Origin of the sequence: Celeribacter marinus (genome assembly GCF_001308265.1) — a bacterium.
Taxonomy (GTDB): Bacteria; Pseudomonadota; Alphaproteobacteria; order Rhodobacterales; family Rhodobacteraceae; genus Celeribacter; species Celeribacter marinus.
In genome coordinates, this window is record NZ_CP012023.1 from 2,830,825 (window position 1) to 2,850,580 (window position 19,756).

24 protein-coding genes, 2 tRNA genes and 3 pseudogenes are annotated in these 19,756 nt (G+C 55.0%); 21 read left to right on the forward strand and 8 right to left on the reverse strand.

Annotated elements, in window-relative coordinates; translation table 11 throughout:
* Positions 1-13: 13 nt before the first annotated feature.
* Positions 14-1,155: pseudogene (locus IMCC12053_RS14020) on the forward strand (HPP family protein).
* 68 nt (positions 1,156-1,223) lie between these two features.
* Here IMCC12053_RS14020 and IMCC12053_RS14025 read toward each other — a convergent pair.
* Together IMCC12053_RS14025 and IMCC12053_RS14030 are read right to left on the reverse strand one after the other, a co-directional pair.
* Entirely contained in the window at positions 1,224-1,784 is a 561-nt protein-coding gene (locus IMCC12053_RS14025) for a UbiX family flavin prenyltransferase (protein ID WP_062220108.1), read from the reverse strand.
* A pseudogene (locus IMCC12053_RS14030) lies at positions 1,781-2,365 on the reverse strand (UbiD family decarboxylase); the annotation flags it as partial. The gene IMCC12053_RS14025 and the pseudogene IMCC12053_RS14030, both read right to left, overlap by 4 nt.
* Before the next feature lies 1 nt (position 2,366).
* On the opposite strand from IMCC12053_RS14030, the pseudogene IMCC12053_RS14035 reads away from it, so the two are divergent.
* Positions 2,367-3,122: pseudogene (locus IMCC12053_RS14035) on the forward strand (TRAP transporter large permease subunit); the annotation flags it as partial.
* Positions 3,123-3,176: 54 nt separating this feature from the next.
* Here the strand turns inward: IMCC12053_RS14035 and IMCC12053_RS14040 are convergent.
* Together IMCC12053_RS14040 and IMCC12053_RS14045 are read right to left on the reverse strand one after the other, a co-directional pair.
* Positions 3,177-3,518 (reverse strand): hypothetical protein, encoded by a 342-nt coding sequence (locus IMCC12053_RS14040; RefSeq protein WP_062220111.1) that lies wholly within the window; start codon positions 3,516-3,518, stop codon positions 3,177-3,179.
* A gap of 95 nt (positions 3,519-3,613) precedes the next feature.
* Positions 3,614-3,856 carry a hypothetical protein gene (locus tag IMCC12053_RS14045; protein WP_143090046.1) on the reverse strand — a complete coding sequence of 81 codons (243 nt, stop codon included), beginning with the start codon at positions 3,854-3,856 and terminating at the stop codon, positions 3,614-3,616.
* Positions 3,857-4,517: 661 nt separating this feature from the next.
* On the opposite strand from IMCC12053_RS14045, the gene IMCC12053_RS14050 reads away from it, so the two are divergent.
* From IMCC12053_RS14050 to IMCC12053_RS14085, 7 genes are all read left to right on the forward strand, one after another.
* On the forward strand, positions 4,518-5,702 hold the full coding sequence (locus tag IMCC12053_RS14050) for a tyrosine-type recombinase/integrase (protein WP_062221375.1): 1,185 nt from the start codon (positions 4,518-4,520) through the stop codon (positions 5,700-5,702).
* The gene (locus IMCC12053_RS14055; protein ID WP_062220115.1) at positions 5,703-6,644 is read left to right on the forward strand and encodes a hypothetical protein; all 942 of its coding nucleotides are present in this window, start codon (positions 5,703-5,705) and stop codon (positions 6,642-6,644) included.
* A gap of 97 nt (positions 6,645-6,741) precedes the next feature.
* Positions 6,742-6,936 (forward strand): helix-turn-helix transcriptional regulator, encoded by a 195-nt coding sequence (locus tag IMCC12053_RS14060; RefSeq protein ID WP_062220117.1) that lies wholly within the window; start codon positions 6,742-6,744, stop codon positions 6,934-6,936.
* Positions 6,937-7,043: 107 nt separating this feature from the next.
* Entirely contained in the window at positions 7,044-7,346 is a 303-nt protein-coding gene (locus IMCC12053_RS14065) for a winged helix domain-containing protein (RefSeq protein WP_236852438.1), read from the forward strand.
* Between the two features lie 302 nt (positions 7,347-7,648).
* Positions 7,649-8,170, forward strand: a complete 522-nt coding sequence (locus IMCC12053_RS14075) for a GntR family transcriptional regulator (protein WP_062220123.1) — start codon at positions 7,649-7,651, stop codon at positions 8,168-8,170.
* Positions 8,171-8,683: 513 nt separating this feature from the next.
* Complete coding sequence (locus IMCC12053_RS14080) at positions 8,684-8,932, forward strand: type II toxin-antitoxin system Phd/YefM family antitoxin (protein ID WP_062220125.1); 249 nt, start codon at positions 8,684-8,686, stop codon at positions 8,930-8,932.
* Positions 8,922-9,206 carry a type II toxin-antitoxin system RelE family toxin gene (locus IMCC12053_RS14085; RefSeq protein ID WP_062220127.1) on the forward strand — a complete coding sequence of 95 codons (285 nt, stop codon included), beginning with the start codon at positions 8,922-8,924 and terminating at the stop codon, positions 9,204-9,206. The genes IMCC12053_RS14080 and IMCC12053_RS14085 overlap by 11 nt, the downstream gene beginning before the upstream one ends.
* 153 nt (positions 9,207-9,359) lie before the next feature.
* Here IMCC12053_RS14085 and IMCC12053_RS14090 read toward each other — a convergent pair.
* A tRNA-Thr gene (locus IMCC12053_RS14090) sits at positions 9,360-9,434 on the reverse strand.
* A gap of 189 nt (positions 9,435-9,623) precedes the next feature.
* Between IMCC12053_RS14090 and IMCC12053_RS15975 the strand changes: the two genes are divergently transcribed.
* From IMCC12053_RS15975 to IMCC12053_RS14140, 11 genes are all read left to right on the forward strand, one after another.
* Positions 9,624-9,797, forward strand: a complete 174-nt coding sequence (locus IMCC12053_RS15975; protein ID WP_169775321.1) for a hypothetical protein — start codon at positions 9,624-9,626, stop codon at positions 9,795-9,797.
* A complete protein-coding gene (gene murA / locus IMCC12053_RS14095) occupies positions 9,790-11,058 on the forward strand; it encodes a UDP-N-acetylglucosamine 1-carboxyvinyltransferase (protein ID WP_062220129.1) in 1,269 nt (422 codons plus the stop codon). The genes IMCC12053_RS15975 and murA overlap by 8 nt, the downstream gene beginning before the upstream one ends.
* Positions 11,059-11,068: 10 nt before the next feature.
* Entirely contained in the window at positions 11,069-11,548 is a 480-nt protein-coding gene (locus tag IMCC12053_RS14100; protein ID WP_062220131.1) for a DUF2948 family protein, read from the forward strand.
* Between the two features lie 163 nt (positions 11,549-11,711).
* Positions 11,712-13,025 (forward strand): histidinol dehydrogenase, encoded by a 1,314-nt coding sequence (gene hisD / locus IMCC12053_RS14105; RefSeq protein ID WP_062220133.1) that lies wholly within the window; start codon positions 11,712-11,714, stop codon positions 13,023-13,025.
* Positions 13,018-13,497, forward strand: coding sequence for a UPF0262 family protein (locus IMCC12053_RS14110; protein WP_062220135.1), 480 nt, complete (start codon positions 13,018-13,020; stop codon positions 13,495-13,497). The genes hisD and IMCC12053_RS14110 overlap by 8 nt, the downstream gene beginning before the upstream one ends.
* Positions 13,498-13,501: 4 nt before the next feature.
* Positions 13,502-13,960, forward strand: a complete 459-nt coding sequence (locus IMCC12053_RS14115; protein WP_062220137.1) for an arsenate-mycothiol transferase ArsC — start codon at positions 13,502-13,504, stop codon at positions 13,958-13,960.
* 152 nt (positions 13,961-14,112) lie between these two features.
* Positions 14,113-14,331 (forward strand): translation initiation factor IF-1, encoded by a 219-nt coding sequence (infA, locus tag IMCC12053_RS14120; protein WP_062220139.1) that lies wholly within the window; start codon positions 14,113-14,115, stop codon positions 14,329-14,331.
* A 21-nt stretch (positions 14,332-14,352) separates the two neighbouring features.
* Positions 14,353-14,931 carry a Maf family protein gene (locus tag IMCC12053_RS14125; protein ID WP_062220142.1) on the forward strand — a complete coding sequence of 193 codons (579 nt, stop codon included), beginning with the start codon at positions 14,353-14,355 and terminating at the stop codon, positions 14,929-14,931.
* A complete protein-coding gene (locus IMCC12053_RS14130) occupies positions 14,928-15,962 on the forward strand; it encodes a ribonuclease E/G (RefSeq protein ID WP_062220144.1) in 1,035 nt (344 codons plus the stop codon). The genes IMCC12053_RS14125 and IMCC12053_RS14130 overlap by 4 nt, the downstream gene beginning before the upstream one ends.
* Positions 15,962-16,168 carry a DNA gyrase inhibitor YacG gene (locus IMCC12053_RS14135; protein ID WP_062220146.1) on the forward strand — a complete coding sequence of 69 codons (207 nt, stop codon included), beginning with the start codon at positions 15,962-15,964 and terminating at the stop codon, positions 16,166-16,168. The genes IMCC12053_RS14130 and IMCC12053_RS14135 overlap by 1 nt, the downstream gene beginning before the upstream one ends.
* 79 nt (positions 16,169-16,247) lie before the next feature.
* Positions 16,248-16,322, forward strand: a tRNA-Phe gene (locus tag IMCC12053_RS14140).
* A 239-nt stretch (positions 16,323-16,561) separates the two neighbouring features.
* On the opposite strand, the gene IMCC12053_RS14145 is transcribed toward IMCC12053_RS14140, so the two are convergent.
* From IMCC12053_RS14145 to IMCC12053_RS14155, 3 genes are all read right to left on the reverse strand, one after another.
* A complete protein-coding gene (locus IMCC12053_RS14145; protein ID WP_062220148.1) occupies positions 16,562-17,065 on the reverse strand; it encodes a hypothetical protein in 504 nt (167 codons plus the stop codon).
* Positions 17,062-17,703 (reverse strand): AAA family ATPase, encoded by a 642-nt coding sequence (locus tag IMCC12053_RS14150; RefSeq protein WP_062220150.1) that lies wholly within the window; start codon positions 17,701-17,703, stop codon positions 17,062-17,064. The genes IMCC12053_RS14145 and IMCC12053_RS14150 overlap by 4 nt, the downstream gene beginning before the upstream one ends.
* Positions 17,704-17,768: 65 nt before the next feature.
* The gene (locus IMCC12053_RS14155; protein WP_062220152.1) at positions 17,769-18,578 is read right to left on the reverse strand and encodes a hypothetical protein; all 810 of its coding nucleotides are present in this window, start codon (positions 18,576-18,578) and stop codon (positions 17,769-17,771) included.
* 181 nt (positions 18,579-18,759) lie between these two features.
* On the opposite strand from IMCC12053_RS14155, the gene IMCC12053_RS14160 reads away from it, so the two are divergent.
* Positions 18,760-19,530 carry a hypothetical protein gene (locus IMCC12053_RS14160; protein ID WP_062220154.1) on the forward strand — a complete coding sequence of 257 codons (771 nt, stop codon included), beginning with the start codon at positions 18,760-18,762 and terminating at the stop codon, positions 19,528-19,530.
* The last annotated feature ends 226 nt before the right edge of the window (positions 19,531-19,756 follow it).

A 19,756-nucleotide genomic window follows, 5' to 3' on the forward strand; every position in this document is an offset into this window, starting at 1 on the left:
GAAAGGTCTTGCTTTGTCTCATCTTGGTTCATTTGGTCCTGCTGTCGCTAAAAGTTCGCCGGTCGAAGCCCTGCGTCGGGGCTTGGGGCTTTCATCGGACTGGCCTTGGCCGGAGCATTTGTTCTGGCACCACAGATAGATCTGACGCTTGGTTTGTATCTGGTTGCACCATTCGGGGCGAGTTCGGTTCTTTTGTTTGCTGTTCCCAACAGCCCTCTGGCGCAGCCATGGTCCGCGATCGTCGGCAACGTTGTGGCGGCACTCGTCGGTGTCGCTGTCTGTCTGGTGGTGCAGGACCCCGTTTTGCGCATTGCGCTCGCTGTGGGGCTCGCCATTACCGCGATCATCCTATGTCGCGCGTTGCACCCACCCGCGGGTGCCGTTGCAATGACCGTGGCCATGAGCCCGGACGCGGTGCAGGAATTGGGGTTCTATTTCGCCCTCATGCCCATCGGGCTCGGTTCGGTCGTGTTGGTGGTCATTGCCATCGCTTACGGGCGGGTGACGGGGCGACACTATCCCTTTCGACAGTTTGATGACCCGAACAGCCATGGCACCCAAGACCCTGAACCTATGGCACGCATTGGATTGTCAGAGGCCGACCTGATCGACATTCTGGACCGCTACAGACAGTCATTCAACCTTGGGGTCGAGGATCTGGCCCGCCTGCTCGGGGCTGCGGAAATACAAGTGGCGGCGAACCGGTCGGGGCCTGCGACCGCCGCTGATATCATGTCGCGCAACCTGATTACGGTCACGCCCGACACGCCGTTGACAGAGGTCGCGGATTTGTTTCACCGCCACCGGTTTACGGCATTGCCGGTCGCTGGAGACGCCAACCGGTTTTTGGGCATCATCGTTCAAATCCACCTGATCGACAGGGCGCGCGAAGATAGCCATCGTCTGAACCGGAGGTTCGGGACGGCGATGAGCCGGCTGCTCGACCGTCAACGCGAAATGCCTGTGCAAGCCGCGGATGTCATGAGCGTAGCGGGGCCACGCGCAACCGCAGACACCCCCTTGTCAGCGCTGCTGCCCCAGATGGCTGACGGCGCCGTCGACGCCGTGCCTATTCTGGAGCGCGGTCATCTTATCGGGATCGTGACGCGCACCGACCTAATCAGTGCTTTGGCGCGCAAAAGTCTGGATAATTAATTTATAAGGTGCTCAGAAAGTTTCAGACAGTCAAACGATAGCAACGCCTTTTGCTCGCCTTGTTCACCTCAGCCCTGCCACGCCCGCGCTACGGGGGACGCCACATGCAACAGGTCCACCGCCCGTGCGGCGATCTGGTCGACGACATCCGCCACCGAGACGGGATTGAGGTAAAAAGCGGGGACGGGTGGCAAGATGATTGCGCCCATTTCGGTGGCCGACGTCATGTTGCGCAGATGCGCGAGGGTCAGCGGCGCCTCACGGGTCAACAACACCACAGGCCGCCGCTCTTTGAGTTGCACACTGGCGCTACGGGTCAACAGGTTGTCGTCCAGACCATTGGCAATCGCTGCCAGACTGCGCATCGAACACGGCGCCACGATCATCCCCGCGACAGGGGCCGATCCCGAGGCAATGCGCGCGCCAATGTCGCTTGGCGCATGGACATGGTCGGCCAGATCGGTGAGCGCCCGTAGCGCGGTCTCGCCACATTCGGCGTGCAATGTGCGCTCGGCGGCGGGCGACACGACAAGCTCGACCCCGATGCTCGCATCCACCAGATGACGCGCCGCGGACAAGGCGAGGGCCGCGCCAGATGCGCCCGAGACGCCCAAGATTACACAGGTCATAACTGTCCTTCCAAACGTGACAAAAGATCAGCGGCAAAGGCCGCATCCGCGGGCGCGGTCTGCATCACCGCCCCCCATTCACAGGCGGTCTCCGCGCCGATCTTATTGGTGGCATCAAAGCCGATTTTCCCCGCAAGGCGCGGCTCGGGGGAGGCAAAGTCGAGGTAATCCATCGGCGTATTGTCCAACATCATCACATCGCGCGACGGGTCCATACGCGTGGCAAGCGCCCACGAAATGTCGTCCCAGTTGCGCGGATCAATGTCGTCATCCACGACGATGATCATCTTGGTATAACTGAACTGCGGCAACATCCCCCATAGCGCCATCATCACGCGCCGCGCCTGTCCGGGGTAGCGTTTGTTGATGGACACCACCGCGATACGGTACGAACAGGCCGAGGGCGGCAACCACAGGTCGCGCACCTCGGGGATTTGCGCCCGAATGAGCGGCAGGGCCAAGCGGTTGAACACCTCGCCAATAATGGCCGGCTCGTCGGGCGGGCGTCCGGTATAGGTGGACAGGTAAATCGGATCGGGGCGCGAGGTCACGGCGCTGACCGTCATCACCGGAAAGGGTTCGGGGTTGATCATGGGCGTTGTGCTCATGGCGATGAATTCTCTTTTGGCGCATCGGCGCGGTTTCGCCCTTGAAACGCCCGTGCCACTGCGTGAATTGCCGCGCCGCACGGGAGACGCCTTTCCCGCGCTGCTCATGCCCGCGATCCTGCTCTATGGCATCTACGGCGGCGTCACCACACCGACCGAAGCGGCAGCGGTTGCGGCGACCTATGCCCTTGTTCTATCGGCGGTGTTTTACCGCGCTCTCAGCTTTCGCGCTCTGTTTGACATTCTGGTGGAAAGCGCGCGCTCGTCGGCGGCTGTGGGATTGGTCATCGGCGGGGCGTTGATCCTCAATTATGTCGTCGCCTCCGAAAACATTCCGCGTCTGCTTGCGGCCCATCTGGTCGGGTTGGACGTCACCCCCGTAGCCTTTATGTTGGGGGTGATGGTGCTGTTGTTGCTGTTGGGCTGTGTGCTTGACGCGACGACGATCATTCTCGTCATTATCCCGCTGTTCCTGCCCGCCTGCCGTGATTTGGGTATTGATCTGGTGCATTTCGGCGTCGTAGCCATAATCAACTGTATGATCGGGCTTATCACGCCGCCCTACGGGATTCTTCTGTTCGTCATCAACGCGGTCACGCGCATCCCGCTATCCGAAATCATCCGCGAGATCTGGCCGTTTCTGGGCGTGCTTCTGGCGGCGCTGCTCTGGCTGGCCCTCGCCCCCGGGGTCGTACTGTGGCTACCGCGCATGTTCGGCTATGCGGGGTAACTCTTATGTGTGAGATATAAGATTCTCACAAAGCAGCGTGTCATGGACGCAGATCTATTCTAAATCGTTTGGATTACCCCAAACGGACAAGCAGATCGAACCACGGGCGGTTGATCTCACAAATGCAGGTTCAACCTCGACAACGCGCACCCGCAAGACAGCGTCTCGAGCGAGTGCGGGCGAGATGATGTCTGCGGCTTGGGGGCTTAAAAGTCCTGCGCGGATACGCGATTGTCGACCCAAGCCAAACGGAAGACGCGACTCTTTTAGCAGGTACACCACAACACGCTTCTCAGCGTCCAACTCCAGCTCGGCGTGATCGCCTAGTGCAACCGCAACTTTGCTGGGGTTGATCTGAAGCTCGACGATAGGCGCTTTGTAAATTAGTGGCTGCATCACGCCTCACATGTTTTAGCGATACTGAAAGACGTAGACCGAGCGACTGGGTTGAGAGTGCACAAAAGCTGGTTACATTTAGTATATGAGATCGCTTAGGCAGCGAAATCCACACCAATGTTGCGTGCTTTGAGCGCGCTTAACACACCGCCCAAAACGTTGCGTGCACCAATGCCTTCTTTGAGCGCGGCGTCGATCTCCGACTTTGGAGTCGACATTGGCTCGATATCAAGCACAACACGGTTCCCAGTTCGTGCATCATAGACAACTTGCATCCGGCCATTGCGAGTTGTGCGCAGCCCTAAAAACTCGGAACTGCTATCATTGTGGTAGGACATATCACGCGCCTCTTGATTTCTTAACAGGTTATGAATGTACATTTCTTGATAGGGCGCGGGCATGATAACAGGCGCAGTTGGTCGCGATGTGCCTACCCAGACACAGTTCATTTGGCTCGTAATAAAAACTTTTGGATATAAAGAGTGATCTTTGGTGGCTCAATTTGTCGTACAAGATAGCATGACCTCATCGCACCACCCTTAAGTGTCGACCCCTAACCGCACGTCTGGCGCGCCGTTCAAAATACGATTCGTATCAAGGCCTTTGACATAGCGCTATCACCTGAACGGGAACGTTACGCCCACGTGGTTGCAGCGAGGGAAAGGATCCACTCGATAGCGCCCGAAAGATAACCCCATCGCCAGCACCCATTCACACGTCACAACTGGCCTCAACTGCGCGAGGTTCTCCCCGGCATGCAAATCATCATATGCGTGACCATAAACGGAAATTTATGGTGCTGCTGGAGAGAATTGAATGGCACTACATGTAGTGGTCATAGATTGTCAGGAATATTCTAAGTTTTTGAAATTAGGGGATTTCCCCATTCATGTGCATCCAAATGCAATCATGCTCTATCATTCATTTTCACCCTATACTACATCTAGAAGGGGGATAGAAAGGGGGATAGGATTCCCGTCCCCGAAAGGTGGATTGAATTTGAGAACCAAAAATCGACTTAGTGCGAAGGCCGCCGCGTCACTGGGCGCGGGCAAGTTTGCCGATGGTGGCGGGCTGTGGTTGGTCAAGCGTGAGAATGGCGGGGCGCAATGGGTGTTGCGCGTCACTGTCCACGGTAGGCGGCGCGAGATGGGTTTGGGCACATATCCCGCCGTTTCCTTGGCCGATGCCCGCCGTGAGGCTGACAAGGCCCGCGCGTTGGTCCGTGATGATGTTGACCCGATCAAAGCCCGCGAAAAGGCCCGCCGTGATGCCGAGCGCAATTTACACACCCTTGCCGATATTGCCGCCGATGCTTTCGAGAGTCGAAAGGCCGAACTCAAAGACGATGGTGTGGCGGGGCGTTGGTTAAGCCCGCTCAACATTCATGTGCTGCCCAAACTTGGCCGCGTGCCCGTGGTCGAAATCGACCAGATAGACATACGCGACACACTCAAACCCATTTGGCACGACAAGGCGCACACGGCACGCAAGGCGCTTAACCGTCTTGGCCTGTGCCTGAAACATGCCGCCGCGCTTGGGTTGGACGTGGATCTACAAGCCCCAGAAAAGGCCCGTGCGCTTTTGGGGCGGCAACGTCACGAAACGACACACATTCCCGCGATGCCGTGGCGCGAAGTGCCCGCATTCTACCAATCCCTCACGGACGGAACCGTCACACACCTCGCCTTGCGCTTGCTCATCCTCACGGGGTTACGGTCTGCGCCGATCCGCTTTGCACATGTGGACCAGATCGAAGGCAACGTGTGGACCATCCCGCCCGAACTGGTGAAGGGCCGCAAGGGCGCAACGCAGGCGTTTAGGGTGCCCCTAAGCGAAGAGGCGGTATGGGTCATAGAGGATGCCAAGCGGCACGCGCGTGAGGGCTATCTTTTCCCAAGCGTGCGCAAGGGCGTTATCTCGGACGCCACCATGAGCCGCCACATGGAACGCCTTGGCATGGACTACCGCCCGCACGGGTTTCGATCCTCGTTTCGTGACTGGATTGCCGAAACCACGAGCACGCCAAACGATGTGGCCGAAACCGCAATCGGGCATGTATCAGGCGGCAACGTTGAACGCGCCTACAAGCGCACGGATTTTCTAGAGCAACGCCACGCGCTTCACACGCGCTGGGCCAACCATTTGACCGCCAAGGCGGGTAAAGTAGTGAGGATTGGGTGAGTGACGAAAAAGCTAATAGATTTTCACGTTAAACAAACCACATTTTACGATAGAAACTTGAGCCAATTGGAAGACACATTAGATTGGAGACATGGCAAGCCGCACCGTGGCGATGATATTGGCTTAACTGCTTATAGGCGTGAGCTTTCACAGGTTGAGTACCTACCACTGGTGTCGGATGCCTTGGAATGGGCATCTCAAGCATTCACCCCATTAGAGTATCAAGAAACTCAGGAGGCTGTGGCTACAACAATGCGCGAAGGCCTTGAAACGCACACGCAATTATCAGTTTCTGTACCAGACGACTTTTGGGAAGACGTGCTCACAGACGCGTTATCCGCACCAATAAGGACAAAATTTGGCAAGTTATTGTATCAAGGCAACCCGAACCAAAGCGGTTGGCATGAGGTCAATATAATTGACGCTTACGGGCTAATTCAGGAACTTATGGTCCCTGAGAAAGGTGCGGAAACTCTCGTGCAAGACATTCTGGAGACGGGCACTACAGGTCCAGAAATTGTTAAAAACCTAAACCTACAGTCAACAAGTATTATGGAAGCTGCATTTTCAATTGGGTTTTTATATCGTGATGCGTGGTGGAAGCGTGAGCACGAAGCCGCTGCACAAAGGTACTACGAAATCGCGGAACAAAATCGCGTTAACGGCCAAAAGGGCGGACAGGCGGACAAAAAGGCTCAGGCAATCGCTAAACTATCACAGTTGGCGTTTGAAAGTTCAGCTGACTTCCTTGCGTGCTCTGATTCCCAACGCATTAGAAAGGCACGGCAACTTGCCAGTGACTATGACGCCATGCAGGAACCAAGTGAAAGGCTCTTTCATCGCGCGGGTCGGCTCTATGCAAAACAGTGGTTTGATGCATGGCTTTCGGAGTTTCTTTTAGAATTAAGTAATGCAATGAAATCAGGCGCTTTTAAGAAATAGACCGCTGGTTTCTTTCCAAATCTCTACAAACCATCGGTAAGCGGCTTTGCCGTACCGCACCCTGTCAGCCAATCGCACCAACTGCAAAGGCTGACCAATGACCAACACTGACCCTCTCCTAACCGCAAAAGAAGCCGCGCCCCTTTTGGGTCTTAGCGACTCATCATTTTGGCGGCGCGTGTCCGATGGGACTATCCCCAAGCCGATCAAGCTAGGCGCATTGTCGCGTTGGCCGCATTCGGAAATTCTCCAAGTGATCGAACAGGCGAAAGCCAATCGCAACGCGGCATAAAAAAGCCGCCACCCTTTCAACATGGGCGGCGGCGCTATCTTTGGAACGGTCTACACAGGCGAAAAGGTAGCAAAGTTGGCCCGTGGCAACAAGTCACGAGGTACCGTATGACTATCAATCAACGAATGGGCAAAGCCCGCTTTACGGCGCAAACCGACACGGGACGCCGCTTTGAAATTACGATTAAGGGCCGCAAGCGTTGGGCGCTCGAACGGCTCATGGACGCGGGGCCGCAAGGCTGTACGCCCATCACCGAACCCGCGCCCCGTTGGTCGGGCTATATCTTTGATTTGCGCAAGTTGGGCGTGGACATTGAAACCGTCGAAGAGACGCACGGCGGCACCTTTGCGGGGTCGCATGGCCGCTACGTTCTACGCACTGAAATCGTGGACAAGGCGGTGTTGCAATGAGCACGCATAGCCAACTTACCGCCCTGCGCATTGCCTACCTGTCCCAGCGCTGGGGCGTCACGCCAGAACGCGCCGTGATGCTTGCCGCCATCATCTTTGGGGAGGCGCGCGGATGATGGACCGACACGCCGCGCCGCGCGGCTCATCCTTTGCGCTTATCGCGGACGGTGGCGGTTATGCCGTCTATGCCAAAAGGCCCGCAAATTGCCGCCGTGGTGCGCGCTTACTGCTTTTGGGTAGATGTGGCGGGCGAAGCGCCGCACTGCGCCTGTGGGTGGCCCTGTGCGCAAAGGGGGGCGGCAATGGCGAAGCGCGATAAGAAGGGAAGCCCCCAAAACGGCGGCGACCACTTCACCAAGATGATTAGAGCAACGATGGAGACGCCCGCATGGCGGGCGCTCTCATTCACGGCGCAAGCGGCCTACCCGTGGCTAAAACTCGAATGGCGGGGACCGCGTGCAAACAACAACGGCAAAATCAGTTTGAGCGTGAGGCAATTGGCCGACCGTATGGGCGCGAACCCGAACACGGCGGCAAAGGCATTGCACGACTTACAGGCAAAGGGCTTTATCGTGGTGACGCGGCACGCGGTCTTAGGCTCATCAGGTCACGCGCGGTCGGCTGAATTTGAATTGACCGAATTGGCCTTGTCGCATTCCGATCAAAACGGCGGGCGCAAGTTGTTCAAGGAGTGGTGCGAGGGTGGCGACTATTCCGTGGCCAATACCCCCGCACACAATCCGAACGGCGCAAACGGAAAAACAAAACCCTGTCTTAAAAAACAAGACGGCACCGTCCTAAAAAATAAGACGAACAGAAATTGACCGTCCTAAAAAACAAGACGGGCCGTCTTAAAAAACAAGACGAACAGGGCCGTTTTCGCCGTGCCGCCGTCCTAAAAAACAAGACAACCTTAATATACCACCCCACACCCCTAGTTTTGAGCGATGATATTGCACACGCACGGGGACGATAGGTTTCCAGTTTGAGCACGTCGAACTTTGCCATGCCCCCCCCTCACCCATTCAAAGCCGTGAGGCGGGGGGGACATTCAATCTTTGAGCACATGGATAGGGAACTGACATTCCCCCGTGATTTTTTCACGCGGACGAAACAAAGACAAAAAGTTGGGCAAGCAATCGGACCACCACGCGAGGCGTTCCAAGTTCGAAAAATGATGGAATAGGCATTCGCCTTTTTACGGCGTCCGAAAACTCAACAACGGGCCAGTGTTTGCGCGGGGCGTTAATCTGTTGTGAAACTCATTGATATTGAATAGCGCTATTAAAGGTGCTATTTAAGGCACTCTAAAACGATCCTTTCATTTGGGGGCCAACATGGCACACACAATCCTTGCGGGCGTCACCGCTAGCGTGACCGAACTCAAACGCAACCCGATGGGAACGATTGGGGCGGGCGAAGGTGCCGCCGTTGCGATATTGAACCGCAACCAACCCGCGTTCTATTGCGTCCCTGCTTTGGAATATGAGGCGATGATTGAACGCCTTGAGGATGCCGAGTTGAACGCCATCGCAAACGCCCGCGCCGATCAACGCGAAGTTGCGGTGTCGTTGGATGACCTATGACCTAAGGTTCCGTGAGGAAGCCTTGAAAGAATGGAATGCGTTAGGCGCAACCATCCGCAAGCAATTCAAGAAGAAGTTAGCCGAAAGGCTCGAAAGCCCGCATGTGCCCGCCTCACGGCTTCACGGCGCTCAGAACCGCTACAAAATCAAATTGCGCTCTTCGGGCTACCGCCTTGTCTATGAAGTCAGGGAATCGGAAATCGTCGTGAGCGTGGTAGCGGTGGGCAAGCGTGAGAGAAACGCCGTTTATCGCAACGCCTCAAAGCGCAAGTAACCGCACCGCACGTTTCCCCGTGCGTGCCGATAAGAGCACCACAAACAACAAGAAAATCGTTTCAAGCAAACGCCAAAAGGGGGACAGAAAGGGGGATTGAATTTCTCAATCATCGCCCATCTCATTGATTTTGCTTAATATTTTTTGCAAAAATGGTGCTGCTGGAGAGAATTGAACTCTCGACCTCTCCCTTACCAAGGGAGTGCTCTACCTCTGAGCTACAGCAGCGCCGTGGGCGGCTGATTAGACGCTCGCGCGTGTCTGCGCAAGGGCTTTTTGTCCAAAACCACCCTCCAAGCGAGGATTTGAATCTGCCAGCGGCCAAGTGGTGGCCAACGCGCCTCAGAACCGCGCGGACGTGGTGGCAATGGCGGCGAGCACTGGACGGGCCACACACCAGCCGTTACATGAAAGCCCATGACAAACAAACCTGATCATTCGTCTGGCGCAAAAGCGCCCATAACCGCCCGTGATGCGCGGTTAAAAGCGGCACTCAAGGCCAATCTTGCGCGCCGCAAACAACAGGCACGCGCGCGTGCAGACGACACCGATCCGAGTAAAGATAAAGCGCAAGGCGAGAGCAATGGATAGTATTTTGGTACGCGGCGGTGGCCCGCTCAATGGTGACATCGAAATCGCAGGCGCGAAAAATGCGTGTTTAACGCTGATGCCCGCAACCCTACTCTCGGAAGAGCCGTTGACGCTCACCAATGCGCCGCGCCTGTCCGACATCAAGACCATGACAGCGCTCCTGACGTCACTGGGCGCAGAAGTGTCATCGCTCCAAGAGGGCAAAGTTCAAGCTATGTCTAGCCACGGCGACATTAGCCCCTTGGCCGACTACGAAATTGTGCGTAAAATGCGCGCCTCCAACCTTGTGCTTGGGCCACTTCTGGCACGCCTTGGCCATGCTGTTGTCTCTTTGCCTGGCGGCTGCGCCATTGGGGCGCGCCCGATGGATCTGCACACCACAGCTCTTGAGGCGCTTGGGGCCGAAATCGAACTCAAGGATGGCTATTTGCATGCCAAAGTAAAAGGGGGCCGCCTCAAAGGAGCGGTGCACAAAATGCGCTTCCCCTCGGTGGGGGCCACAGAAAACTTCCTCATGGCGGCCTCGCTCGCCAAAGGCACATCTGTGTTGGAGAACGCCGCACGTGAACCAGAGATTATCGACCTCGCGGATTGCTTGCGTGCGATGGGCGCCCAGATTGAGGGTGACGGCACATCGCGCATCGAAATCCAAGGCGTAGACCGGCTGCACGGCGCGACACACCCCGTTGTCACCGACCGTATCGAGCTTGGTACATTCATGCTTGCCCCGGCGATTTGCGGTGGCGAAGTCACCTGTTTGGGCGGCAAATTGCGCCTTGTCGAAAGCTTCGTTGAAAAGCTGAACCTTGCAGGGATCGACGTGCAAGAAAATGCGCGCGGTCTCACGGTGAAAAGAACGGGTGATCGGGTCAAGGCCGTCGATGTTGTCACAGAGCCTTTCCCCGGTTTTCCGACAGACCTTCAGGCCCAAATGATGGCGCTTTTGTGCACGGCAGAAGGCACCTCAGAGTTGGAAGAAACCATTTTTGAAAACCGCTTTATGCACGCGCCGGAATTGATCCGCATGGGGGCCAACATTGAGGTTCACGGCGGTAAAGCGATCGTGCGCGGCGTCGATAAACTCAAAGGCGCACAAGTGATGGCAACGGATCTTCGGGCATCCGTGTCAATGATCCTTGCGGGCCTCGCAGCTGAGGGCGAAACGGTTGTGAGCCGCATTTACCACCTTGATCGCGGCTACGAATTCGTCGAACGCAAACTCTCTGGCATCGGCGCGCACATCGAGCGCATTCAAGGCTAAGGAGATCAATATGGTCGAGGATGCACGATTTGAAGATGGCGGCGAGGCACCTTTGCACCTCAAGGCGCTTGACCCTGATGATTTGACTGTACTCTCAACCCTTGTCCAGGACGGCGTTGTGCCTGTCACAGAGATATCGTTTAACGCAACGACGCGCCGCTTTGCCATGCTCGTCAATCGGTTCCGGTGGGAAGATGTCGCCGCAGCACAGGCACGCGGCCGCGATGTGGAACGCGTACAATCGGTATTGTTGTTTGATGACGTGAGCAAAGCACGCTCCATGGGCGTCGATGGCGGCAACAAAGATACCGTTGTCTCCATTCTCGCGCTCGCGTTTCATGCCGGCAAGGACGGAACGGGACGCATCGAAATCACGCTCGCGGGCGATGGCGCGATCGCGCTGGATGTTGAGACCATTGACGCCACGCTCAAAGACGTCACGCGACCATATGTTGCACCCTCACACAAAGCGCCGTCACATCCTGACTAACGTATCACCGCCTATTCACAGACCATGCACTGAAAAAGTCGAGGTTCTGCTTACGAAAAGGCAACTTTCAGCCTGCGCTCATTAGACCTTTTCAGTTCGAGATCTAGCCCACACACTTGTGACCTTTGCTGTGCTGCGCTAATTCGGACACAAGGAGACCGCGATGCCCCATTTCTTATCCACGACCGACCGTAATTTTGAAGAGCGCTTTGTCGCGCTGTTGGCAATGAAACGCGAGGATAGTCCTGATGTGGACGATACTGTTGCGCGCATCATTGCCGATGTCCGCGCGCGTGGCGATGACGCTGTGATTGAGCTGACTGCAAAGTTTGATCGCATGCAGATCACACCTCAAATGATACGCTTTTCAGACACCGAAATTGAAGATCTTTGCGCACAAGTATCAGCCGAAGATCGTGCTGCACTGGAAGTGGCCGCAGAGCGCATTCGCGCCTATCATGTGCGCCAAATCCCAGATGATCAAATGTGGACGGATCCTGACGGAGCGACACTTGGGTGGCGGTGGTCGGCTGTTTCAGCCGCAGGACTGTACGTGCCCGGTGGCCTTGCCTCATACCCCTCTTCCGTTTTGATGAACGCTATCCCCGCAAAGGTCGCAGGAGTGCCGCGACTGGCCATTACGGTTCCTACACCTGACGGCATTGCAAACCCGCTGGTTCTTATGGCGGCGCGGATTGCAGGCGTAGACGAGATTTACCGCATCGGCGGCGCACAAGCGATTGCGGCTTTGGCCTATGGCACCGAAACCATTGCTCCAGTTGATAAGATTACCGGACCCGGAAATGCCTTTGTCGCCGCCGCGAAACGGCGCGTATTCGGCAAGGTTGGCATTGATATGATCGCCGGACCCTCAGAGATTTTGGTGATTGCCGATAAGCACAACGATCCCGATTGGGTTGCGGTAGATTTGTTATCGCAAGCAGAACACGATGAAAGCGCCCAGTCGGTCCTCATCACAGATGACGCCGCCTTTGGCGAGGCCGTTGCAGCCGCAGTATCCAAGCGCCTTGAGACCCTTGAGCGCCGCGCCATTGCGGGCAAATCTTGGGCTGACTTTGGCGCTATTATCACCGTGCGCGATCTGGATGAGGCCGCAGACTTGTCCGACAGGTTCGCCCCAGAGCACCTCGAGCTATGCGTCGAAGATCCCGATGCCTTAAGCGCAAAAGTGACTCACGCAGGCGCTATTTTCCTCGGCGCCTACACCCCCGAAGCGATTGGGGACTACATTGCGGGACCCAACCACGTTTTGCCTACGGCCCGTTCAGCGCGCTTCTCTTCTGGCCTGTCTGTCCTTGACTTTATGAAGCGGACAACGCTGACTAAAATGACACCGCACGCCTTGGCCACTATTGGTCCAGCTGCGGAACGTTTGGCACAAGCCGAAAGTCTAGAGGCGCACGGCCTATCGGTTCGCGCGCGGCTAGATCGTTTAAATGGTGGAATTGATGAGTAAACTTGTATCCGTAAAGATTGACGACAGCGGGCTGTCGCCGCCCACCCCTGAAATTGAACAGGAACGCAAAGTCGCAATTTTTGATCTGCTTGAAGACAACAGCTTTGCGTTGCCGCCTCGTGACGACCGCGAGATTCCCGCTGGGCCATTCAAGCTATTGTTGTGTATTCGAGAGCGGCGAATCGTGTTTGATCTCGCTAACGAAGCCGACGACAAAGTGGCAGAATTCCATATGTCGCTCGGGCCATTCCGTCAGGTGGTTAAAGACTACTTTCAGATTTGTGAAAGCTATTTTGACGCCGTCAAAACAATGCCGCCCTCACAGATCGAAGCCATAGACATGGCGCGGCGTGGTATCCACAATGAAGGTGCGCGTGTTCTCCAAGAACGCCTTGAGGGCAAGGCCGAAGTCGATACGTTGACCGCCCGCCGCCTCTTTACACTCATTTGCGTTTTACACTGGGGGGCCTGATTGAATGACCGCAGAACTTCCCCATTCCGTCCTGTTCTGCTGCGATCACAACGCTGTGCGCTCGCCTATGGCCGAAGGGTTGATGAAAAAGTTTTACGGTACCGGCACCTACGTTCAATCCGCAGGTGTCAAAAGCGACATGGAGATCGACGGCTTTTCCGTCGCCGTTTGTGAGGAAATGGGAGTCGCGCTGCACCGGCACAGATCCCGCTCGTTTGACGACATGAAAGACTGGGGCGACGACATTTCATCCTATGACCTCGTAATCGCACTATCGCCTGCGTCTCAGAGGCAAGCCCTTGAAATGACACGGTGCTATCACTTAGACGTCGAGTATTGGCCGATCATGGACCCGACAGGCATCGGTCAAACCCGCGAGGCCAAACTTGACGCATACCGTCAAACGCGTGATCAAATCATTTCACGCATGACGGCACGGTTCGGCGCCCCAAAAGACGCTTGAACCTCTGATTTAGCTATCGTTTTTTCGCCATTGAGGCCACAAACCCAATATCTCTGTGCCAAAACGCGGAATCAGCCTTGAAAATCCACGGCCAAAGGCGCATTTACTGCACGCGCTCGCAAATTGGCGGGTGAAACAAACATGGAGTGAACATGGCCAAGGAAGAATTGCTCGAATTTCCCGGTGTCGTTAAGGAACTCCTGCCGAACGCGACATTCCTGGTCGAGCTGGAAAACGGCCATACGATCATCGCTCACACGGCAGGTAAAATGCGTAAAAACCGCATTCGCGTTCTCGCAGGCGACAAAGTGCAAGTCGAAATGACCCCCTACGATCTGACCAAGGGTCGGATCAATTATCGCTTCCGCTAAACGCGGCGGCGCATTGTCCATATGAAACTGATTTTAGGTTCAGGAAGCCCGCGTCGGAAGGAACTTCTGGCGCAGCTTGGCCTTGCACCCGACGAGGTGCGCACCCCCGACATTGACGAGACCCCGCGCAAAGGCGAACAGCCCCGCCCCTATTGCGCCCGTATGGCCCGTGAAAAGGCGATGGCGGTGCCGCGTAGTGACGAGGAAATTGTACTGTGTGCGGACACCACTGTGGCGCTAGGGCGTCGCATCATGGGAAAACCTGCGGATGAAAAAGAAGCCGCTGCGTTTTTGCTCGCCATGGGTGGGCGCCGCCATAAAGTCATTACGGCTGTTGCGGTGGCGTTCGGGGATCGCGTTTTAGAATCAGTTGTCGTGACGGACGTCAAAATGAAACGTCTGTCAGATGATGAGCTAAACACCTACCTCGCCTCGGGCGATTGGAAGGGTAAGGCGGGCGGCTATGGCATCCAAGGTCCAGCAGGTGCCTTCATTCCATGGATTCAAGGTAGCTATTCAGCCGTCATGGGACTACCCGTAGCTGAAACCGCAAACCTGCTCCTCGCAGCAGGATACCCCGTATATGGAGAGACATCATGAAGGGCAGTGTCATTGCACTCGGCGAGATCAATGGACATCGTGCAGCCGCACTCATCCGTGACGGTAAGCTTGATGACTTTCTTGTGGATGCCGACGATAGCTTGGCCCCTGCCCCCGGCTCGATCTTTCGCGCTAAAGGCGGGCGTTTGCTCAAGGGGATGGGGGGCGCACTCCTCGACCTGCCAAACGGCGAGCAGGCATATCTACGCGGCTCCAAAGGGCTCAAACCCGGCGCGCCGATGTTGGTGCAAGTCACCCACATCGCTGAAGAGGGTAAGGCGGTCCCAGTGACAACACGCCTTCTGTTCAAATCCAAATACGCCATTGTCACCCCTGATGCCCCCGGCCTCAACATCTCTCGCGCGATTAGCGATGACGATGAGCTATTGCGCCTGCACGATCTTGCATCCGCAGGCATGGACGGCGCCGATGAAACGTTTGGTCTCATTCTGCGCTCGGCGTGCGAAGGCACCTCGGACGACGACATTGCAGACGACATTGCTGCGATGCGTGACCTCGCCGAAGCTGTCGCCGCTGATATCGACGGCCAGCCCGAGCTGCTGACCTCCGGACCGGATGCATGGGACGCCGCATGGCGCGATTGGACGGCAGATGTGTTTGACGACAGCGACGATGCGTTCGAAAACCACGGTGTGATGGAGCTTGTAGACACAGCCCTATCGATTAAGGCCCCGCTCACTGGCGGTGCCTTCGCCTATATCGAGCAGACTCGCGCGATGGTCACCGTAGACATCAACACAGGCGGCGAGTTTTCTCCCGCTGCCGGCCTTAAGGCGAATATTGCAATTGCACGCGATCTCTCACGTCAACTGCGTGTGCGCGGCCTTGCGGGCCAAATTGTCATCGACCTCGCCCCAATGGCGAAAAAAGAGCGCCGTCAATTCGAGCAGGCCCTCAAAGCAGGCTTTAAGTCAGACGGCGGCGATGTTGTATTGGCTGGCTGGACTCCTCTTGGCAACTTTGAAATTCAAAAGAAACGCACCCGCTTGCCGATCTCGCAGGTGCTGTGATGGCCTGTCCCATTTGCAAACAAGACAGCACCAAAGAATATCGCCCCTTTTGTAGCAAACGCTGCGCCGACATTGATCTGGGCCGCTGGATGAACGGCTCATATGCCGTCCCGTCCGAGCGAGAATTCGACCCCGAAGAGGTCGCAAAAGCGCTCGGTGAGGCGAGTGAAGAAAATAATGCCGACAGCTTGGATAAACCCCACTAATTTCTTCACTTTCCCTCTGGACACCCACGCCCCCTACGACTAGAACCCCGCTACCCGAACGCAAAAGCGTTCTTCCGGTGCCCGGGTAGCTCAGGGGTAGAGCAGTGGATTGAAAATCCTCGTGTCGGTGGTTCGATTCCGCCCCTGGGCACCACTTTTACTAATAAAAACAATGACTTAGCCAATCGCCATGCGCGCTAAAGTTGTGCAATTCAAAAACACACCTTAAACACACTTTTTGCCGTGTTGCTGACTATTTTGCCTGTGGATTCGCTGTGTTGAACACAGTGTAGGCTGATGCTGTGTTGCGAACACTGTGTTGGCAGAGTTTTGGGCGAACATAGTGAGGAACACAAGAAACGTCATTGCTGGTTTTCCGCCCAGAGCAGACATTCACGCTAGGCGCGGCGAATGGCGGCTTCGAGCCCAACGCCAACCAAGATCGGTAGGGAACTTTTCGATCGCAAACATCATCGAATTTTGCTCCCATTTAACTTCGTTATGTTTGAAAGTTGGGTGAGCTGCGTTGTAGACATTAGCCTGATACGCTGGTCCTGAATATTGCCCATCTAGAGTTGCACGGATCAGTTTTATGACCATTGGATAACTTAACGCCCGAAACATCCACATGCAGCTGTTTCTATCTCCAAAATTCAAAGACGCACGCGCGCTGTAAAAGAAGCTAAGCCTTAACCCCATGTAGTATGGATAGCCCAAACTACTGGCAAATCCGTGCTCTGGTTCTTGTGCATGCTGCAAATACACGAGAACAGGATTGCTGGTTATGTTGTCCTCAACAATAACACCCAAGCCGCAAGCATGCCAAATATTGAGAAGTGAGGTTTCGTACGGGCTTAAGATCAGGCCGCTGTTTTGTGGTTGGCTCATAATATTCATGATGCTCTCCTGTGGCTTGCGATTACCATCTCTTCGAGGAGATCAATGAGATCGCGGGCACTGCCTTGGAAGTTGTGCAGCATCTGCGCGACGTCCGCTTGTGTTGGAGATAAACCTTCGGCTTCTAGGATGGTCTTGGCGCGATCCACCCAATCCAAATTGGTTGGCGGAGTAAGATCTAGAACTCGAAAGCGTGACAGCATCGCCCCGATGATGCGGCTCTTGTGATTGGTGGTTGCAACAAAGCGGACAAGATGGCGCTTGTCGTCCATAAACTCGCGAAACATGGGTTGCACGCTGCGCAAGTCCATCTCGTCAATCTCATTGATAACGATCAGCGCTTTATCTGCGTTGCCAAACATCTGATGGTTCACTTCAGACATAATCTTGGCTTCAAAGTCTTTGCCAAGACTGGCTGCGTTGAACTCCCACTGCATGTGTTGGATGTTCAACCTGTCGAAGTAGCTCTTGGCGATCACACGCGCAGCTTCTGTTTTGCCTGCGCCGGGCATACCAGCTAGTAGCACCGGCTTTGAGGGCGGTTGGGCGCAGTATTGTTTAATTACACCGGCATTAAGTGGGTCTGTAATAACGAGGTCAGAGAACACTTGTGGCAGATGCTTAAGGTCGAATGACATGAAAGCCTCCATTTTTTAGTGTAGATGTCAGGGGCAACTCATCAGTTGCCCCCAGTTGGCGAGCATTAGCCGTAGAACTGTGCATCAGCTTTGCTGGGCGCATTTGCTGCAGTAACCGCTGCCTTGGAGCCGACCCGTATCATTTTGGAGGCAAACTCACGGACATCACGGGCTCGTTTGTCTGCCAGATCACCTGCATCAAGTTTGGCCAGGCTTTCTTGGGTGCGTTGATCAAGGTCTTTACCTGATGACACCAAGACAGCATCGATGATGCCTGCTTCATTGCAGCCGTAAACCACAGTGCCAGTGCCGTCGTCATGACAGCGCACCAAAGCTACCGCATAATCTTCTTCGTAATCCGTGTTGGCTTGAATAAAGGTCGGAAGCTCAAACGTAGACACACCGACTTGCACTTCTTGCAGGCCTTCAAGAGCCAGCTTGCGGTAGTCTTCTTTAGACATGGTTGTCTTCTTTGTGGCCGTTGGAACCCGGCGTACCTCTTCTAAACCACCGCATTCTTGCACATAGCTCGTAAAGCTTTGATCAGGTCCCTTCATGTCATGCGCAATTGCAACAACCCGGGCATAGGCTTCTTCACGGCGTCCCTGCCCCGCAAACACATAGCGGATCACCTTAAGAGCCAAGCTCGTATTTGCTTGGGTCTTAACCTCAAGATCCGTGAGTAAAGCAGCAAAAGCGCGGCGCTTGCCCACTTCTGCTTTGAGCTCTGCATACATAGCGTACACACCTTCAAGAATTGCATAAAGCTCATCGTTTGATGCCCGCAGTGTGCCTTCTTCCCAAGTCACACGGGAAGTGTGCATTGCGTCGAGGCGTTTGTGGATATCGGTTTTGATTTGAGATTGAACAGACATGGTTCTTCCTTTCAATTTTAGCTTGCAGCCACCTGCAAAGCGTTGAGTAAAAGCCCAAGTCCTTACGAACAGCGTTCTAAGGAAGCAGAGGGCCACAGCACTTTAGTGTCATGCTGAGACTCGTTTAATCGAAGAAGTGCTCTAGATTTTGACTCCAAACGCGTAAAACGGAGATGGAGTCATGCCCAAGGACTGGGCACATGAAGGCGCAGAGGCACTTAGCTTTGTGACTGCTCCGCCCAACAACGCAGAGATTGCGTACACTCGCTTCAAGGGCCAGCGGAACCTGCCCTATAAGGAAGCCGAGCCCTATAAGTCTTCGCTTTATTATTGGTGGTGGGCGTTCTTGCGACGCAACAAGCAGTACAAGAATACCTGCAACAAGTTTGGGGCTGGCAAACTTGCTCGCCTTTATCAGGACTTTGGCAATATCTTTGATGGTACCTTCTTGGATTGGTGGCGTGATCACCAAAGCCTGTTTGCAGAGCAAAGCTGCGTAGGAGAAGACCCCGACAATCTTGGCCAATTAATGTACCAAATTGACCCTTATCGGCCACTGCACCATATACAAGAAGAAGTTAAAGCACTGCACATGCGTGCTCAGGCAATTATGCCAGTTGGCGGCTCAACCGTTACATCGACAGCCCAGTATCCAATTTATACTAATGTGTCTGCTCATACCCTACACCGGGTTTTAAAGCTGTGGGACCTCAAGCAAACACATCCAACAGACAGCGCTTATAATCTAGGTATCTTGGCGGGTTTGCGTCCAAACTTGATGCCATTGTCTCAGTATGTTGCCACGCGCACATCAAAGGCGCTTGAGATTGAGCGCCACAACAAACGCGCCCGCATCAGCATATCCAATCAAACAAACCGATATTTGCGCACAGCTGAGCAATATATTGAGAATGTTGGGCACGGAGAGTTCCCCAAAGCCCTGCGCAGGTAACTTCCAGCCGTTGATTTTATTGGATAAAAATCCAAACACGCTGTTTGGAAACGCCATGTTTGCTATTTTTGTCAAACACGCTGTTTGCAACAGGAGTGTTTGGGTAATTACAAATAAACGCCGTGTTAACACTGCATGTTAGAACACCGTGTTTGCATAGACCTGCACTATTTGGTGGCCTTAAGTGCTGACTTTATACAGGGCAGATGTGCTGTGTTTGTATCAG

Excerpts from the sequence above, each read along its gene's own strand:
- hisD (WP_062220133.1), top strand. The coding sequence starts at position 11,712 with ATGCCCCATTTCTTATCCACGACCGACCGTAATTTTGAAGAGCGCTTT.
- IMCC12053_RS14145 (WP_062220148.1), bottom strand. The coding sequence starts at position 17,065 with ATGAATATTATGAGCCAACCACAAAACAGCGGCCTGATCTTAAGCCCG.
- infA (WP_062220139.1), top strand. The coding sequence starts at position 14,113 with ATGGCCAAGGAAGAATTGCTCGAATTTCCCGGTGTCGTTAAGGAACTC.
- IMCC12053_RS14080 (WP_062220125.1), top strand. The coding sequence starts at position 8,684 with ATGGCACACACAATCCTTGCGGGCGTCACCGCTAGCGTGACCGAACTC.
- IMCC12053_RS14025 (WP_062220108.1), bottom strand. The coding sequence starts at position 1,784 with ATGACCTGTGTAATCTTGGGCGTCTCGGGCGCATCTGGCGCGGCCCTC.
- IMCC12053_RS14155 (WP_062220152.1), bottom strand. The coding sequence starts at position 18,578 with ATGTCTGTTCAATCTCAAATCAAAACCGATATCCACAAACGCCTCGAC.
- IMCC12053_RS14130 (WP_062220144.1), top strand. The coding sequence starts at position 14,928 with ATGAAGGGCAGTGTCATTGCACTCGGCGAGATCAATGGACATCGTGCA.
- IMCC12053_RS14075 (WP_062220123.1), top strand. The coding sequence starts at position 7,649 with ATGGCGAAGCGCGATAAGAAGGGAAGCCCCCAAAACGGCGGCGACCAC.
- IMCC12053_RS14125 (WP_062220142.1), top strand. The coding sequence starts at position 14,353 with ATGAAACTGATTTTAGGTTCAGGAAGCCCGCGTCGGAAGGAACTTCTG.
- IMCC12053_RS14115 (WP_062220137.1), top strand. The coding sequence starts at position 13,502 with ATGACCGCAGAACTTCCCCATTCCGTCCTGTTCTGCTGCGATCACAAC.
- IMCC12053_RS15975 (WP_169775321.1), top strand. The coding sequence starts at position 9,624 with ATGACAAACAAACCTGATCATTCGTCTGGCGCAAAAGCGCCCATAACC.
- IMCC12053_RS14085 (WP_062220127.1), top strand. The coding sequence starts at position 8,922 with ATGACCTATGACCTAAGGTTCCGTGAGGAAGCCTTGAAAGAATGGAAT.
- IMCC12053_RS14040 (WP_062220111.1), bottom strand. The coding sequence starts at position 3,518 with ATGCAGCCACTAATTTACAAAGCGCCTATCGTCGAGCTTCAGATCAAC.
- IMCC12053_RS14135 (WP_062220146.1), top strand. The coding sequence starts at position 15,962 with ATGGCCTGTCCCATTTGCAAACAAGACAGCACCAAAGAATATCGCCCC.
- IMCC12053_RS14100 (WP_062220131.1), top strand. The coding sequence starts at position 11,069 with ATGGTCGAGGATGCACGATTTGAAGATGGCGGCGAGGCACCTTTGCAC.
- murA (WP_062220129.1), top strand. The coding sequence starts at position 9,790 with ATGGATAGTATTTTGGTACGCGGCGGTGGCCCGCTCAATGGTGACATC.
- IMCC12053_RS14065 (WP_236852438.1), top strand. The coding sequence starts at position 7,044 with ATGACTATCAATCAACGAATGGGCAAAGCCCGCTTTACGGCGCAAACC.
- IMCC12053_RS14110 (WP_062220135.1), top strand. The coding sequence starts at position 13,018 with ATGAGTAAACTTGTATCCGTAAAGATTGACGACAGCGGGCTGTCGCCG.
- IMCC12053_RS14150 (WP_062220150.1), bottom strand. The coding sequence starts at position 17,703 with ATGTCATTCGACCTTAAGCATCTGCCACAAGTGTTCTCTGACCTCGTT.
- IMCC12053_RS14160 (WP_062220154.1), top strand. The coding sequence starts at position 18,760 with ATGCCCAAGGACTGGGCACATGAAGGCGCAGAGGCACTTAGCTTTGTG.
- IMCC12053_RS14045 (WP_143090046.1), bottom strand. The coding sequence starts at position 3,856 with ATGTCCTACCACAATGATAGCAGTTCCGAGTTTTTAGGGCTGCGCACA.
- IMCC12053_RS14060 (WP_062220117.1), top strand. The coding sequence starts at position 6,742 with ATGACCAACACTGACCCTCTCCTAACCGCAAAAGAAGCCGCGCCCCTT.